Genomic DNA, 14257 nt, shown 5'->3' on the forward strand with positions numbered 1-14257 from the left:
GGGGAGCCACCGACAATCCCCGGCGGCGACGCACCGCCCCGTCAACCCCGTGGGGCCCGGGGATGCGGACGTCGGGCGTCATTCCCGTCCGGAACCACCCCGCCTGTCAAACCCGGCGGCCCCGGCGCCGGGTCAGCGGTCCGTCCACTCGTCCTCCAGGGCGGAGTGGACGATGGAGTCGCGCCAGCCGTCGGGCGTCGGCAGGTGGTGACGGATGCGGCCCTCCTCGACCATGCCGGCGGTCAGCATCGCGAGCTGCGCGGGCAGGTTGTCGGGGGAGCGGGCGCCCCAGACGCGGTGCAGGCCGAGCTGCTTGAAGCCGAACGACAGCAGCAGCCGGATGAGGTCGGTGCCCATGCCCCGGCCCCACTGGTCGGGGCGCAGCCCGAGGCCGATCTCGGCGCTGTGCGGCAGGTCGGCCTCGATGTGCAGCCGGGCGACGCCGATCACCTCGTGGTGGTCGACGTCCTCGACCGCGAAGACGTACAGGCGGCGCGGCTCTTCCTCCGCCGCCTCCAGGGCCTCCTTGACGAGCGCCCCCACCTGGTCGGGGGTGAGGGCGCCGAAGGGCATGAAGCGCGTCGCGGCGGGGTCGCCGTAGACGGCGTGCAGCGCCGCCACGTCGGCCTCCGTGACGTCACGCAAGCACAAACGCGCACCATTGCACTGCACGCGGCGCATGGGGAGAAGTAAACGCGAGTTCTGCGATCTCCACAAGCCCTTGTCAAGTGGCGAGTTGACTACCGTAAGCTCGGGCGACAAGTTCGGCGATGGCGCTGTGCGCGCCGAGCGGCTCGGCGTACCCGGCCTCGATGCCGGCGGCGGCCTGCTCCAGGGCGCCCGCGGCCAGCTCGTGGCCGATCACGCAGGGGGCGATGGCCAGCCGCTCGGCCCCCGCGGCGCGCAGCCGCTGGGCGGCCACGCTCACGCCCGGCTCGCTGTCGAGCGAGGCCGCCACGACCGGCAGCGTCAGCCGGGAGGCGAGCAGCACGGCCGTGGCCTGGACGGCCTGCACCGCCCGCGCGCCGCCGGCGGTGCCGAGGATGACCGCGTCGACGGGGCTGGAGACGTTGAGCAGGCGCACCCGGTCGGCCCGGGCCAGGCCCTTCTCGGCCAGCCTGATGTGCAGGGCCTCGGCCAGCAGCGGGTGCGGGCCGAGCGCCTCGGTCACCACCGCACCGGTGCCGCCGGCCGCCACGGCCTTGCCGATCTCGGCCAGGACGGCCGGGTCGTCCCAGGTCAGCAGCGGCACGACCACGGCGTCGCGGCCGGAGGGCAGGGAGTCCGCCAGGTCGGCGACCGTCGCCAGACGCACCTCGATCTGGGGGTTGTCCACCCGCACGACCGCGGCGATCTCCGAGGCCACGCCGGAGGCGTCGCCCGGCGCGGCGAGCACGAGCACGGGGGCGTCCGGCGGCAGGGACGTGGGCACGGGACGGCGGTGGCGACCGCCGCCCGGGCGGGGGGAACGTTCACGTACAGGCAGGCTCACAGGCGCGCAGTTTATGCCCAATGGATGCCCGGTGTTCTGGGAATCGGCAGCGATTCAATCACAACGTCCCGCTTCGCTCCCGGGCCGCTCGCCGCCCCGTCCGCCGCGGCCCCCGCGGTCGCGGCGGCGGGACGAGGAAGATCAGCAGGCCGGGAGCGGGAAGATCGGCGGGCCATGCCGAGGAAGATCGGCGGGCCGGCCCGGGAAGATCAGCGGGCCGGGACCACAACCGATTGCGGGTTGCCCGGGGCGTACACCGTGATGCCCTGCGGCAACGACCTGAGCTTCTCGATCTCGGCGCACGCGGGGCACTTGTCGTAGCCCTCCTGGCGCGCCCGGTTGGCCGCGGCCTCGGCCTTGGCCTGCTCCACCTTGGCCTGGGCCTCCGACACGGCGGCGCTCGCGGCCAGCGACCGGTCGACCGCCTTCTGCACCTCGGCCGGGAGCGTCACCCTGGCCAGCGTGAACCGCAGCCCGGTCAGGAAGTCGCCGCCCAGCGTGCCGGGCAGTTCGCGGGCCAGTGTGGCGTTGACCGCGTTCTGCACCTTGACCAGGTTGGTGTTGCTGCTCTGCGGCCTGAGCGCCGTGCTCTCCAGCAGCGAGCACGACGGGACCAGCTCGCCGCACCGCATCGCGCCGATCTCGGAGCGCAGCGCGTTGTCGATGACCGGCCGCACCGCCTGGCCGAAGAAGGCGCTCCACCCCTCGTCGCCCTCCCACGGGTAGAGGGCGGCGGCGTCCTTCGCGCGGAAGGTGCGGGTGCCGTACCTGTCGTCGAACGTCTTGAGCGTCGCGTGGTCGAGGTTGAGCGTGAAGTACAGGGTGCCCTCGATGCCGAGGTTCACGCCGTCGCTGCTGGGCACCGTCACGACGTCCACGCCGAGGGTGGTGGCCCGCCCGGGGTCGGCGGTGATCGTGTAGAAGCGCTGCTGGGCCGGGTAGCCGTGCGTGGACGACCACCAGCCGGTCCAGGTCAGGCCGGAGGCCGGGTCGATGACCTGGCGCACCTTGTTGTCGTCGAACGGGCCGCCGTCGCGGACGACGGCGACCTCGCCGCCGTCGGTCCGCTCCAGCCCGGTGACGAGGCCGACGAGCGCCGGGACGGACAGGATCGCGGCGATGACGAGCAGGGTGGTTCTCACGGGGGACCTCCCGCGCGGGCGGCGGTGGCAGCCGCCGCCCGCGCATTCGCGGCGGTATGGGGGAGTGCGGCCGGGACGCCCCTGACCCGGCCGGGTCCGGGGTCAGCCCCGGCGGGCCAGATCGGTGGGGTGGGCGAGGTCGAGGTCGCGGGTCTCGGGCGCGATGGCCAGGCCCACGGCCGTGACGGCCAGCGCGATCACCACGTACACCGACACGGCGAGCGTCGTGCCGTACACGTCGAGCAGCTTGAGCGCGATGATCGGCGCGATGGCGCCGCCCACGATCCCGGCCACCTGGTAGCCCATGGAGGCGCCGCTGTAGCGCAGCCGGGTGCTGAACAGCTCGGCGATGAACGCCGCCTGCGGCCCGTACATGGCCGCGTGCGTGACCAGCGCGACGACCGCGGCGAGCACGATGAGCGGGAACGAGCGGGTGTCGAGCAGCGGGAAGAACGCGAACACCCAGACGGCCGCGCCGACCACGCCCGCCAGGTAGACCGGCCGCCGGCCGAGGCGGTCGGACAGGGCGCCGAAGAACGGGATCAGCGCCAGTTGCAGGGCCGAGGCGATGAGCACCGCGTTGAGGCCGACGGAGCGGGGCAGGCCGAGCCGGCCGGTCACGTAGACGAGGATGTAGACGGTGAAGGTGTAGAAGGCGACGTCCACGCCGATGCGGGCGGTGAAGGCCGACAGCAGCGCCCGCGGGTGGGTGCGCAGCACCTCGACCAGCGGCATCCGCGCCGTCCGCCCCTGCTTCTCCACCTCCGCGAACAGCGGCGACTCGGTCACCCTCAGCCGCACCCAGAGCCCGACGATCACCAGCACGCCCGACAGCAGGAACGGGATCCGCCACCCCCACGACAGGAACGCCGCGTCCGTCATCGTGGCCGACAGCAGCGCCAGCAGCGCGGTGGCCAGCACGAACCCGGCCGGCACCCCGACCTGGGGCCAGCTCGCGTTGAACCCGCGGCGGCGGTCGTCGGCGTGCTCCAGCGACATGATGACCGCCCCGCCCCACTCGCCGCCCAGCCCGAGCCCCTGCACGAAGCGCAGCACCGCCAGCAGGATCGGGGCGGCGACGCCGATGGTGGCGTACCCGGGGAGCACGCCGATGAGGAACGTCGAGACGCCCATCACGAGCAGGGTGACCACGAGGACGGTCTTGCGCCCCGCCCGGTCGCCGAAGTGGCCGAAGACGATGCCGCCGAGGGGTCTGGCGACGAACGCGACGGCGTTGGTGGTCAGGGCGAGCAGGGTGGCGTTGAGCGGTTCCAGGGTCGGGAAGAACAGCTTGCCGAAGACCAGCGTGGCCGCGGTCGTGTACAGGAAGAAGTCGTACCACTCCAGGGACGTGCCGACCAGGCTGGCGACGATCACCCGACGCGCCTGGGAGGTGGAGCCTGCCATCGCTTCGCTCCCCACGGTATTGAAGGGCTTTGTCTTCAACATAAGAATCGTTGAACAATTCGACAAGGGGTTTGTTCGATGATTAATTGGCGTCGTGGAGCACGGGGTTGCCGATCTCGAACGAGACCGTTCGCGCCTGGGGCGCAGCAGCACGGCCGAGAGGGTCGCCGACATCCTGCGCGAGCGCATCAGCGAGGGCTTCTTCGAGCCCGGGCAGCGCCTGTCGGAGGAGGCGATCTCCGATGCGCTCGGCGTCTCGCGCAACACCCTGCGGGAGGCGTTCCGGCTGCTCGGCCACGAACGCCTGCTCGACCACCGGCTCAACCGGGGGGTGTTCGTCCGGATCCTGTCGGCAGAGGACGTCGCCGACCTCTACCGCGTGCGCCGCGTCATCGAGGGCGCGGCCGTGCGCCGCAACCCCACCCCGCAGGCGCTGGGGCTGATCAAGGAGGCCGTCGCCGACGCCGAGCGGGCCGCCGCGCGCGACGACTGGCGCGCCGTCGGCACCGCCAACATCCGCTTCCACCAGGCGCTGGTCACCCTCAACGAGAGCCCGCGGCTGGACGAGGCCATGCGCCAGCTCCTCGCCGAGCTGCGGCTCGTCTTCCACGTCATGAAGAACCCGCGCGACTTCCACGAGCCGTTCGTCGAACGCAACCGCCGCCTGCTGGAGCTGCTGGAGAGCGGGCGCGCGGACGAGGCGGCGGCCTTCCTCGACGGCTACCTCGACGACGCGGAGCGGCTGCTCGTGCACGCGTACGAGCCGAACGCCTGACCGGCGGCCCGCCGGGGGCGGGGGCGCGCGCTACCGTGCGGTCATGGACAGGCTCTACACGCCCGACGAGGCCCGCGCGCTGCTGCCCGCGATCGTCGAGGACGCCCGCGCGCTCGTCGCCGCCCGCGCCGACATGACCGAGCTCGCCCACGACCGGCGCACCGGCGGCTCCTCCCCGCTCGGCGGGATCCCCGAGCTCAAGGCGCTGGAGGCGCGCATCGAGGAGATCCTGAGCGGGTGGGCCGGCCAGGGCCTGGAGATCAAGGGCATCGCGCCCGTCCTGCTCGACTTCCCGGCCGTGCTGGACGAGGTGTCCGTACGGCTGTGCTGGATCGAGGGCGAGACGGAGCTCGGCTGGTACCACCGCACGGACCTGGGCTTCGCGGGGCGGAGGCCGCTGCCGTAGCCGCGCGCCGGGGTCGTGGCCGAGATGTGACCAACCGCACTCCTCATGCCGGGATCTAACCGGGGTGAACGGAAGGATCACCGACATGAGGCACATCTCACCATCCGCCGCATTACTGGCCGCGGCGATCATCGGCGGGACGGCCCTCGCGCCGCTCCCCGCCCACGCCTCCAGCGCCGCCACCGGATCGGCGGCAGCGAGGGCGGCGTGGATCCCGTCCTGCGAGAGCAAGGGCGGCGACACCCGCGCCTGCGGGCACTGGCGGCTGCTCATGGCCGACGGCCGCACGCTCGCCGTCCCCGACGCCGCGACCAACCGGACCGACGCCAAGGGCCGCCGCGTCGACGACGAGGGCCGCTTCGCGATCAGCGGCGACGGCCGCGTCATCGCCTACGAGCTGGCCCGCGACCACCGCGTCGTCGTCCGCGGGGCCGCCGGGGGGCGGGTCAAGGAGCTGCCCCGGTCGCTCGTGCCGAAGGGGACCGGCACCGGCGACCTGACCCTGACCCTCTCACCGGCCGGCGACCGGCTCCTCGTCAGCTACGACGACGACGCGGACCGCCGTCCCACCAAGGTCGTCACGATCGCCACCGGCAAGGTCACCGAGCTGCCCGCCGCCGAGGAGCCCGCCGGGTTCAGCGGCGACGGCGACGAGGTGCTGGCCCGTCGCTTCCCCGGCGACAACACCACGGCGCTCGTCGCCCACCGGCTCGGCGGCGGCTCGACGAGCAGGACGCCGCCCCAGGTCGTGGCCAACGCCGCCACCCTGGCCCTGGCCGCCGACGGCAGGACCGTGGCGGTGCTGATCGACGGCGACGCGGACGCGAAGCGTCCGCCGCGGCTGCGGATCTACGACCTGGACAGCGGCGAGCTGCACGACACGGTGAAGCTGGCGCTCAAGCCGTCCGCCTCGCCGTACCTCGCCCGGTGGACGGCCGACGGGCGGCTCGTCCTCACGACGACGACCGACGACGTGGGAAGGCCGGCGGTGGTACGGGTGCTCACCGCCGACCCCGGCACGGGCGCGGTCCGGCAGAACGACAGGTACACCCTCGGCAAGGACCGGTACGCCTTCTACGTGGCGGGAGAGTGATGGCGATGAGGAACGAGAACGCCAGGGGAACGCTCCGGGGGACGGGCGTCGCGGTGGGGGCCGCGCTCGGGCTCGCCGCCCTTCTGGCCGCGCCCGCGACCGCGCTGGCGGCCCCGGTGACGCCGGTCGCGGCCGGCGCGCTGCTCGAGCCGCCGCACGCCCACACCGGCCACGGCCAGGACAGCGTCCGGTACGTCTCCATCAAGGGCTGCCGGCCCAAGGGCGGCGAACCGCGCCCGTGCGGCGCCTGGCGCGTCGTGATGCACAGCGGCGCGCGGGGCACGCTGCCCGACGCCCAGACGATCGCCCGCGACGCCAAGGGCCGGAAGGCGACCGGCGTGGCCGCGCCGGTCGCGGTCAGCGGCAACGGGCAGCGGCTCGCGTACTACACCAAGCAGGGCCGCCTCGCCCTGCGCGCCCTAGGGGGCGGGGTCAGCCTGCTCCCGGAGAACGCGCTGCCCAAGGTGGCGCAGTACGAGACCATGCTCCGGCTCTCCGACGACGGCTCCCGGCTCGCGGTGTCCTTCAGCGGCGACAAGGCGCGCGACACCCGAGTGTTCGACACCGGGACGGGGGAGCGGATCGGCACGATCCCGTCGGCGTACGAGCTGAAGGGCTTCAGCGCAGACGGCGGCGAGGTGCTCGCCGGGTCGGAGGACGACGAGGGCTCGCAGATCCTGGTCGCCTACAGCGACGCGGGACAGGAGCTGACCCGCGTCACGCCCCCGCAGCTCGTCGCCTCGAACGGCCCGCAGGCGCTGTCCGGCGACGGCCGCACGGTCGCGGCGCTGGTCGCCAAGCGGAGCCTGGCCCTGTACGACATGGCGACCGACCAGGTGACGGCCCGGCTGAAGGTGAAGCTGCCGGCCGGCGACGTCGAGATGGTGGACTGGACGGGGCCCTCACAGGTCACGGTGCACCTGGTGGGCTACCACGCGAGCAAGCCCGACACGGTGTCGATCGCGCAGATCGACACCGGCACGGGCAAGGTCACGATCAGGGACCGGTACGCGCTGCTGAAGGACACCTTCGTCTTCGCCGCGTGCGGCGGGTGACGGGCGTCGATCGGGGCGGGGCGGGCATACGCTGCGGGCGTGAAGGTTCACTCCACCAAGGCGATGGCGGCGCGGGCGGTCGACCTGTGCGTGGTGCTGCTGTACGGGGAGCCGCCGGGGGGTCCGTCCGGCGGTCCGTCCGGTGGGGCGTCCGTGGAGGCGGTGGCGGAGGTGCTGCGGGCGCACGGCGAGACGGTCGTCCCGGTCCCCGGCCCGGTCTCGTCCGTTGTCGCCGACCGGGTCTCGTCCTCGTCCGCCGTCGCCGGCCCGCGCGACGGGGGAGCGCCTCCCGTGCCTCAGGAGGCCGGGACTCTCACGTCTCCTGAGGTGGGGGCTCTCGCGTCTCCTGAGGCCGCGAGCGGCGGGGTGGGGATGAGTCCGTACCTCACGGAGGACGACGTCGCCGCGATGCGGGAGGCGGCGGCCCGGCTGGTGGAGGTGCTCGCCGCCCCCGGTGCCGACGAGGCCGCCCGGCTGCTCAACCAGGTGCTCGACGACACCGCGCGGGCGCCCCGGCTCACCCGCCACGGCGGCACGAGCCCGTGGCACCTGCACGTGGACAGCCGTGACGACGCGCCGTGGGCGGAGTGGTTCCTGTCGTCGTCGGCGCTGGCGCTGGCGGTGCTGCTGGCCGACCACCAGCGGGTGCCCGGCGGGCTGTGCGCCTCGCCCGGCTGCCGCCGGCCGTATCTCGACCTCGGGGGCGGCAGCCCGCGCCGCTACTGCAGCGCCCGCTGCGCCACTCGCGAACGCGTCGCCGCCCACCGCTCCCGCGCCTGACCGCCCTCACCCAAGCCCTCGGGCTCAGGTGAGGGTGAGCCGGTCCACCACTGAGCGGATCGCCTTCTGCAGGCCGGCGTCACCGGGCAGCTCCTGGATGAAGTACCACCAGAAGGCGCCGCCGACGCTGCGCGGGTAGCCCAGGGAGGCGGCGTAGTAGTGCGCGGCGACGGCGCGCCGCCCGGCGAGCGGGTCGCTCTCGTCGAAGGCCCAGAACGCCTTGGTGGTGTCGTCGCTCCAGTAGTCCAGCTCGCCGACCGCCACCTTCTGGTCCGGGAACTCCGCCTGCAGCGCCCGCATGACCTGGTCGAAGGCGAGGCCCATGGGCGCGTCCTCCACGTACGTGGACAGCGTCACCACGTCGATGTCCCGCCTGGTCGAGGCGGGCAGGTTGGCGCGCGCCCAGGTGAAGGTGGACCACCGGGCCTCGTCGGTGCCGAGCTGCCAGTAGAGCGTGACGACCACCTTGGCGCCCTTGGAGCGCACGTAGGCGGCGGCGTCGGCGATCTTGTTCCTGATCCGGTCGTCAGGGTCGACCAGCTCGTCCACGCAGTCGCCCTTGGCGTCGGTGCGGCTGTCGACCCAGCAGCCGTTGACCTCGTTGGCCACCTCCCACGCCTCGATGCCCGGGTAGGCGTCGACGTAGGCCTTGACCCTGGCCAGGTACTCCGCCCGCGTGTAGCGGTTGGCGAAGGTGGAGTCGATCGGCTGGCCGATCACGTGCAGCCCCGCGGCGCGGGCCGCCTGCACGGCGCCGCGGTAGTGCTCGACGTTCCCGTGGTCCGCGATCGGGTCGAACACGATCCTGACCCAGCCGTACGGCTGCGTGTGCGTCCTGGCCAGGGCGGCCCAGTTCGGGTGCGACGCGATGTCGTCGACCGTGAGCCCGATCCACGGCTGGGTGTCGTGGGCCCTGGCGTAGGCCGGGCCGTACTCGCTGAGGAGCAGGTCGTTGGCCGTGTTGACCGCGCTCAGCGCGCGCTGGCCGTACTTGCCGCGGTCGGCGTCGGTCGTCGCGGCGTCGGCCGCGTTCAGGTTGGTGACGGCGTCGGCCAGGGCGGCGGTGAACGCCGCCGAGCGGACGTAGTCGGGCCGCGCGGCCAGGGCCGCGTCCAGCCGCCGCTTGGCGTCCTCGGCCGCCTGCTGGTTGAACACCAGGGTCCGGCCGGCGGTGAACCCGGCGCCGCCGTTGTCGACGACGACCGTCGAGAAGCCGCGGCTGGTCGGCCAGTTCACGGCGAACGCGACGGCCTGGCGGGGGATGTCGAAGCGCCACCGGGCCGGCGAACCGCTCTTGTACAGCGGATATCCCTTGACGTCCTCCAGCGTGACCGGGTCGACCAGCGCGTCGCTGTCGGAACCGCCGCTCCCGTGCATCACGGTCTTGACCTGGGTGGCGCTGAGTTCGGTGCCGTTGCCCGCCGTGTCATAGAACTTCAGGACCACGGTCCCGCCCGCGGCCTGGGCGGCGGGGGTGACTCCCAGGCCGGCGCCCAGGCCGGCGGCGAGAACGGCCAGGACGAGTAGGACACGTTTCATGCGGTCAGCTCCCATCGACAGCACGGAAGATTATGCGCTTATGGGGCATTTGTCCCGCTGATCTCCTCGCTGATCTCCTCGCTGATCGCCCAGAACGCGGCGGTCACACTTTCCCGCTCGGCTCCGTCATGTGCTCGACAGCACGATCGCGCGGGCGAGACCCGCTCTGTCTCCCGAGTGATACGCGAAGATCACCCGAGGGACACGTGAGGAGAAGAGGAACACATGACGAGCAAGAGCCTGCGGGATGTCGTCAAGGGGAGGGTGCTCCTCCCTGGTGACGGCGGGTTCGAGGAGGCGAGCCGTCCGTGGACGGTGGGCGTGCCCCAGCCGGTGGCCGCGGTCGTCGAGGCCGAGGACGCGGCGGACGTGGCTGCCCTGGTGCGTCACGCCCGCGACGCGGGGCTGACGATCGCCGCCCAGCCCTCGGGCCACGGCGCCTCGGGTGACGTGGAGGGCGTGATCCTGCTGCGTACCGGCCGTCTCGACGGCGTCGAGACGGACCCGGCCGCGCGGGTCGCCCGCGTGGGCGCGGGCGCGCGATGGGGCCGGGTCCTGGCCGAGACCGGCGCGCACGGCCTGGCCGGCCTGGCGGGCAGCTCGCCCGTGGTGAGCGTGGGCGGGTTCGTGGCCGGGGGCGGGCTGTCGTGGTTCGGCCGCGCCCACGGGTGGGCCGCCGACTCCGTGCGCGCCTTGGAGGTCGTGGACGCCGGCGGCGAGCAGGTCCGGGTGACCGCCGACTCCGACGCCGACCTGTTCTGGGCCCTGCGGGGCGGCGGCGGGGACTTCGGGCTGATCACCGCCGTCGAGCTGGAGCTGTTCCCGCTGCCGATCCTGTACGGCGGGCGGCTCGTGTGGCCGGGGGAGCGCGCCGGGGAGGTTTTCGAGGCGTTCCGCCAGGTCACGGCGGGCGCGCCGGAGGAGCTGTCGGTGTGGGTCAACCGCGTGCAGCCGCCGCCTCCCGCGCCCGCGATCGTCACGGTGGACGTGACGTACCTGGGCGGTGCGGCGGAGGCCAGGGACCTGCTGGCGCCGTTCGAGAGGATCGGCGGCGTCCTGTCCGACAACCGCGCGGTCATGGACGTCGCCGACCTGGGCGGCATCGCCGACGAACCGGTCGATCCGAGCCCGTCGCTGTCGCGGGCGGAGCTGCTGACCGGCGTGGACGACGCGGTGCTGGAGGTCCTCGCGTCCGAGCCGATGGCGCCGCTGCTGAACCTCCATGTCAGGCACCTGGGCGGGGCGCTGGCCGAGGCCCGCCCCGCCGGGGGCGCGAGCGGCGCGCTGGCCGAGCCGTACCTGCTGTACCTGCTCGGGCTGCGGCTGCCCGGGCTCGCCGAGGCGGTGCCGGCCAGGCAGGAGGAGATCGTGCGGCGGCTCGGGGAGCGGGTCAGCGGGCGCAAGCCGTACACGTTCCTGGTTCCCGGCGAGGACGCCGCCCAGGCGTTCCCCGCCGAGACGCTCGCGCGGCTGCGGGAGATCAAGAAGTCGCGCGACCCGGGGCAGGTGTTCCGCGCCAACTTCCCCGTCCTGGCCTGACCTCCGGGGGACGGGGCGGGCGCGCGGCGCCGTCCGCGCGCCCGTCAGGGGCGGGGGCGCCGTGACAGCAGCGCGTACGCCGTCACCGCGGCGACCTGGAGCCCCGCCCCGGCCAGGAGGGCGGCGCCCAGGTCGTGCGCGGCCAGCGGGCCCGCCACCGTGGAACCGGCGGCGAACGAGGTGATCTTGAGGCTGGCGCCCGTGGTGAAGATCTGGCTCCGCTGCTGCGGCGGAGCCTCGCGGTGCCGTACCGCCAGCAGGGCCGTGAGCTGCGGCCCCTCCGCCACGCCCGCGAGCACGGCGGCGAGCGCCGCCACCCCGAAGGCCGCCGTGAACGGCTCGGGCCGCGCCGGCGCGAGGTGCGGCGCCAGGGCCGCGAGGTGGGGCGCCAGGGCCGCGAGGTGCGGCGCGACGGCCGCGAGCGCCAGCGCCACGCCGAGGAGCAGCGTCGCGGCGGCCAGGATCGTGTCGGGGGAGGGCGACGTGCGGCGCCGCCGGGCCAGGACGGCGTTGGCGGTCAGCGCGGCGCCGGCGGTCAGGGCCAGCAGCAGCGCCCCGTACGCCACCGCCCCCGCCAGAGCCGCCCCCAGCAGCGGCGCCGCGACGACGAACATGGGGACGCCCGCGTAGGAGACCATCGAGGTCACGGTGGCCCGGCGCAGGGGCGCGTTGCGCGCGATCGCGGTGAACCCGGCGGCCAGCTCCCGCCGGATCCCCTCTCCGTCCGCGCCGGTCGCGCGGTGCGCCCTCGCGGGGAGCCGGTACGCGATGGGGACCGCCGCGACCAGGAGCGCCAGCGACACCACCATGGCGCTCTGCCCGCCCCACGCCGCCGCGACCCCCGCCACCACGGCCGGCCCGGCCAGGCCCGCGGCGTTGTAGCTGATCGCGTCGAGCGCGCTGGCCCGCTCCAGGCGTCCGGCCGGGGCCAGGAGGGGGAGCTGGGCGGTCCAGCCGCCGGTGAGCGCCGGCCCGAGCAGGCCCGCGAGCACCGCCACCGCGACCAGCGCGGCGTCGGGCACGTGGCCCAGCCCCAGCAGCACGACCAGCAGGCCCGCGGTGTAGCCCAGCAGGCAGCCGGCGAGCATCCGGCCGGGGTGCGAGGCTCGGTCGAGCAGCACCCCGAGCAGCGGCCCGCCGACCGCGGCCGACGCGGTCAGCCCGGCCAGCAGCCAGGACGCCACCACGGGCGACCCGGTGAGGGCGAGTCCGGCCACGAGCAGCGCGGGACCGGACATCTCGTCCCCCGTGCGGGCCGTGATCGCACCGAACATGTAACGGGCTATCACCGACAGGACGTTACATGGTCATCGTCGGAGGGCGGAACCCGGGTGGCGCCCGGAATCGCGCGGCTCCGGTACTGGGCAGGTCAGCGGCCCGTGCCGGATACTGGCGGGACACCCGGGCGTCCGGTGGGCGCCCGGCCGGTCCGCGCGGGCTGCGTGCCGTGCGGACCGGCCGGGCACGGATGCCGCGCCCCGCCCCCGGGGATCGCGCACGTCCCTACGGGACCGCGGGCGTCCGCGGCGGCGGAAAAGAGCAGGTGGCGAGGGCTAGTCGAAAGGATGTTTGAAGGCTGGCCTACACTCGGTGTCATGAGGGGTGTTTTCCAGGCGTCCCTGCTGGGGCTGGACGAGGACGTCGCCGTCGGCGCGCTCGGCGCCACCGTGCACCGGACACAGCTCGACCACGGCGCGTGGATCGACGTGCGCCCGGGCTGGCTGTCGGGGGCCGACACGCTGTTCGAGCGGCTGGCCGAGCGCGTGCCCTGGAAGGGCGAGCGGCGGTGGATGTACGACAAGGTCGTGGACGTACCGCGGCTGCTCAAGTTCTACGAGGAGGACGAGCCGCTGCCCGACCCGGTGCTCGACGACGCGCGGCGCGCGCTCAACGCGCACTACGAGGAGGAGCTGGGCGAGCCGTTCCGCACGGCCGGGCTCTGCTACTACCGCGACGGCCGCGACAGCGTGGCCTGGCACGGCGACACGATCGGCCGGGGCAGCACCGAGGACACCATGGTCGCCATCATCTCGGTCGGCACCCCCCGGCCCCTGCTGCTGCGCCCGCGCGGCGGCGGCCACTCCCTGCGCCACGACCTCGGCCACGGCGACCTCATCGTCATGGGCGGGAGCTGCCAGCGCACCTGGGAGCACGCCGTGCCCAAGACCACCCGGCCAACGGGGCCGCGCATCAGCATCCAGTTCCGACCCCGAGGGGTCCGCTGACCGGGTGTCTCCGGCGAGGGGTCAGTCCGAGACCTTGGTGGTGACGGTGTCCGGGTCCGGTGCCTTGACGGACACCTTCCGGCCCCAGCCGGTGAAGCGCGACTCGATGGTCATGGTCTTGCCGTCGAGCGCCGAGGTGTCGAGGACCGCGTTGGCCGGGTACGAGCTGGTCACCTTGGCGGCGAGCCCTGTCCCGTCGAACGTGACGGTGTAGGACACCTTCGCCGCGTTGTCGGAACGGATCGGAACGGACGCGTCGAACCACGGCGACACCTTGGCGAGCTCCTTGAAGGTGATCGTGCCCTTGAGCGTGGCGCCGGACCGCTTGCCCTTCTTGAGCAGGACGGCGAGCGTGCCGGGCTCGGCGGGGTTGATCACCTGGCCGTAGAAGCCGCCACCGCCTCCGGGCAGACCGCGGGAGCGGTACCAGGTCTTGCCCGGCGGCATCTTGTCCTTCCACATCTCGCTGCGGTCGTAGCTGACCTTCCCGATGCTGATGGTCCGCTCGGGCATCTCGTCCTCACGACCGGTCCCGGCGGACCACTTGGCGGTGATGTCCGACGCCGCGATCCCCTTCCTGGAGAACTGGAACGTGCCGGTGCGCTGCAGGAGGCCGGCGTCGCCGTCGTCAGCCTTGACCGTGGTGGTGTCGGTGAAGCGGACGCCGTGGCCGGGGACCAGGCGGGCCTTCAGGGCGCTGATCGGGTCCTTGGCGGCGATCCGGGCCGGGGCGGCCTGGGCGGGAGCGGCGCTCACCAGCAGGGCCCCGCCGGCCACGATGGCAGTGATCATGATTTTCATGCG

Annotated in this window: 14 protein-coding genes; 7 read left to right on the plus strand and 7 right to left on the minus strand. The window is 73.8% G+C overall.

The window, feature by feature from the left end; translation table 11 throughout:
- Positions 1-132 precede the first annotated feature (132 nt).
- From HT134_RS35495 to HT134_RS35510, 4 genes are all read right to left on the minus strand, one after another.
- Positions 133-645, minus strand: coding sequence for a GNAT family N-acetyltransferase (locus HT134_RS35495; protein ID WP_246366187.1), 513 nt, complete (start codon positions 643-645; stop codon positions 133-135).
- 79 nt (positions 646-724) lie between these two features.
- Entirely contained in the window at positions 725-1432 is a 708-nt protein-coding gene (locus tag HT134_RS35500) for a sirohydrochlorin chelatase (RefSeq protein ID WP_312888678.1), read from the minus strand.
- A gap of 269 nt (positions 1433-1701) precedes the next feature.
- On the minus strand, positions 1702-2634 hold the full coding sequence (locus tag HT134_RS35505) for an SPFH domain-containing protein (RefSeq protein ID WP_175604869.1): 933 nt from the start codon (positions 2632-2634) through the stop codon (positions 1702-1704).
- Between the two features lie 102 nt (positions 2635-2736).
- Positions 2737-4041, minus strand: a complete 1305-nt coding sequence (locus HT134_RS35510) for an MFS transporter (RefSeq protein ID WP_175604870.1) — start codon at positions 4039-4041, stop codon at positions 2737-2739.
- Between the two features lie 94 nt (positions 4042-4135).
- On the opposite strand from HT134_RS35510, the gene HT134_RS35515 reads away from it, so the two are divergent.
- The 5 genes from HT134_RS35515 to HT134_RS47890 all read left to right on the plus strand — a co-directional run bounded on the left by HT134_RS35515 (position 4136) and on the right by HT134_RS47890 (position 8150).
- Positions 4136-4816 carry a GntR family transcriptional regulator gene (locus tag HT134_RS35515; protein ID WP_175604871.1) on the plus strand — a complete coding sequence of 227 codons (681 nt, stop codon included), beginning with the start codon at positions 4136-4138 and terminating at the stop codon, positions 4814-4816.
- A 43-nt stretch (positions 4817-4859) separates the two neighbouring features.
- Entirely contained in the window at positions 4860-5222 is a 363-nt protein-coding gene (locus HT134_RS35520; RefSeq protein ID WP_175604872.1) for a DUF2203 domain-containing protein, read from the plus strand.
- An 85-nt stretch (positions 5223-5307) separates the two neighbouring features.
- Positions 5308-6315, plus strand: coding sequence for a hypothetical protein (locus HT134_RS35525; RefSeq protein WP_175604873.1), 1008 nt, complete (start codon positions 5308-5310; stop codon positions 6313-6315).
- Positions 6316-6320: 5 nt separating this feature from the next.
- A complete protein-coding gene (locus HT134_RS35530) occupies positions 6321-7370 on the plus strand; it encodes a WD40 repeat domain-containing protein (protein ID WP_175604874.1) in 1050 nt (349 codons plus the stop codon).
- Positions 7371-7409: 39 nt separating this feature from the next.
- Positions 7410-8150, plus strand: a complete 741-nt coding sequence (locus HT134_RS47890) for a CGNR zinc finger domain-containing protein (protein WP_312888679.1) — start codon at positions 7410-7412, stop codon at positions 8148-8150.
- A gap of 24 nt (positions 8151-8174) precedes the next feature.
- On the opposite strand, the gene HT134_RS35540 is transcribed toward HT134_RS47890, so the two are convergent.
- On the minus strand, positions 8175-9689 hold the full coding sequence (locus HT134_RS35540) for a glycoside hydrolase 5 family protein (protein ID WP_175604875.1): 1515 nt from the start codon (positions 9687-9689) through the stop codon (positions 8175-8177).
- A gap of 225 nt (positions 9690-9914) precedes the next feature.
- Between HT134_RS35540 and HT134_RS35545 the strand changes: the two genes are divergently transcribed.
- On the plus strand, positions 9915-11228 hold the full coding sequence (locus tag HT134_RS35545) for an FAD-binding oxidoreductase (RefSeq protein ID WP_175604876.1): 1314 nt from the start codon (positions 9915-9917) through the stop codon (positions 11226-11228).
- 44 nt (positions 11229-11272) lie between these two features.
- On the opposite strand, the gene HT134_RS35550 is transcribed toward HT134_RS35545, so the two are convergent.
- The gene (locus HT134_RS35550; protein ID WP_312888680.1) at positions 11273-12517 is read right to left on the minus strand and encodes an MFS transporter; all 1245 of its coding nucleotides are present in this window, start codon (positions 12515-12517) and stop codon (positions 11273-11275) included.
- 306 nt (positions 12518-12823) lie between these two features.
- Between HT134_RS35550 and HT134_RS35555 the strand changes: the two genes are divergently transcribed.
- Positions 12824-13453 carry an alpha-ketoglutarate-dependent dioxygenase AlkB gene (locus tag HT134_RS35555; protein ID WP_175604877.1) on the plus strand — a complete coding sequence of 210 codons (630 nt, stop codon included), beginning with the start codon at positions 12824-12826 and terminating at the stop codon, positions 13451-13453.
- Positions 13454-13474: 21 nt separating this feature from the next.
- On the opposite strand, the gene HT134_RS35560 is transcribed toward HT134_RS35555, so the two are convergent.
- On the minus strand, positions 13475-14245 hold the full coding sequence (locus HT134_RS35560; protein ID WP_175604878.1) for a hypothetical protein: 771 nt from the start codon (positions 14243-14245) through the stop codon (positions 13475-13477).
- Positions 14246-14257 lie beyond the last annotated feature (12 nt).

Source organism: Nonomuraea rhodomycinica, from assembly GCF_013363995.1.
Taxonomy (GTDB): Bacteria; Actinomycetota; Actinomycetes; order Streptosporangiales; family Streptosporangiaceae; genus Nonomuraea; species Nonomuraea rhodomycinica.

What these genes read in the sequence shown, in the direction of transcription:
- HT134_RS35510 (WP_175604870.1), bottom strand. Translation starts at nt 4,041, where the DNA reads ATGGCAGGCTCCACCTCCCAGGCGCGTCGGGTGATCGTCGCCAGCCTG.
- HT134_RS35520 (WP_175604872.1), top strand. Translation starts at nt 4,860, where the DNA reads ATGGACAGGCTCTACACGCCCGACGAGGCCCGCGCGCTGCTGCCCGCG.
- HT134_RS35525 (WP_175604873.1), top strand. Translation starts at nt 5,308, where the DNA reads ATGAGGCACATCTCACCATCCGCCGCATTACTGGCCGCGGCGATCATC.
- HT134_RS35530 (WP_175604874.1), top strand. Translation starts at nt 6,321, where the DNA reads ATGAGGAACGAGAACGCCAGGGGAACGCTCCGGGGGACGGGCGTCGCG.
- HT134_RS35540 (WP_175604875.1), bottom strand. Translation starts at nt 9,689, where the DNA reads ATGAAACGTGTCCTACTCGTCCTGGCCGTTCTCGCCGCCGGCCTGGGC.
- HT134_RS35545 (WP_175604876.1), top strand. Translation starts at nt 9,915, where the DNA reads ATGACGAGCAAGAGCCTGCGGGATGTCGTCAAGGGGAGGGTGCTCCTC.
- HT134_RS35555 (WP_175604877.1), top strand. Translation starts at nt 12,824, where the DNA reads ATGAGGGGTGTTTTCCAGGCGTCCCTGCTGGGGCTGGACGAGGACGTC.
- HT134_RS35560 (WP_175604878.1), bottom strand. Translation starts at nt 14,245, where the DNA reads ATGATCACTGCCATCGTGGCCGGCGGGGCCCTGCTGGTGAGCGCCGCT.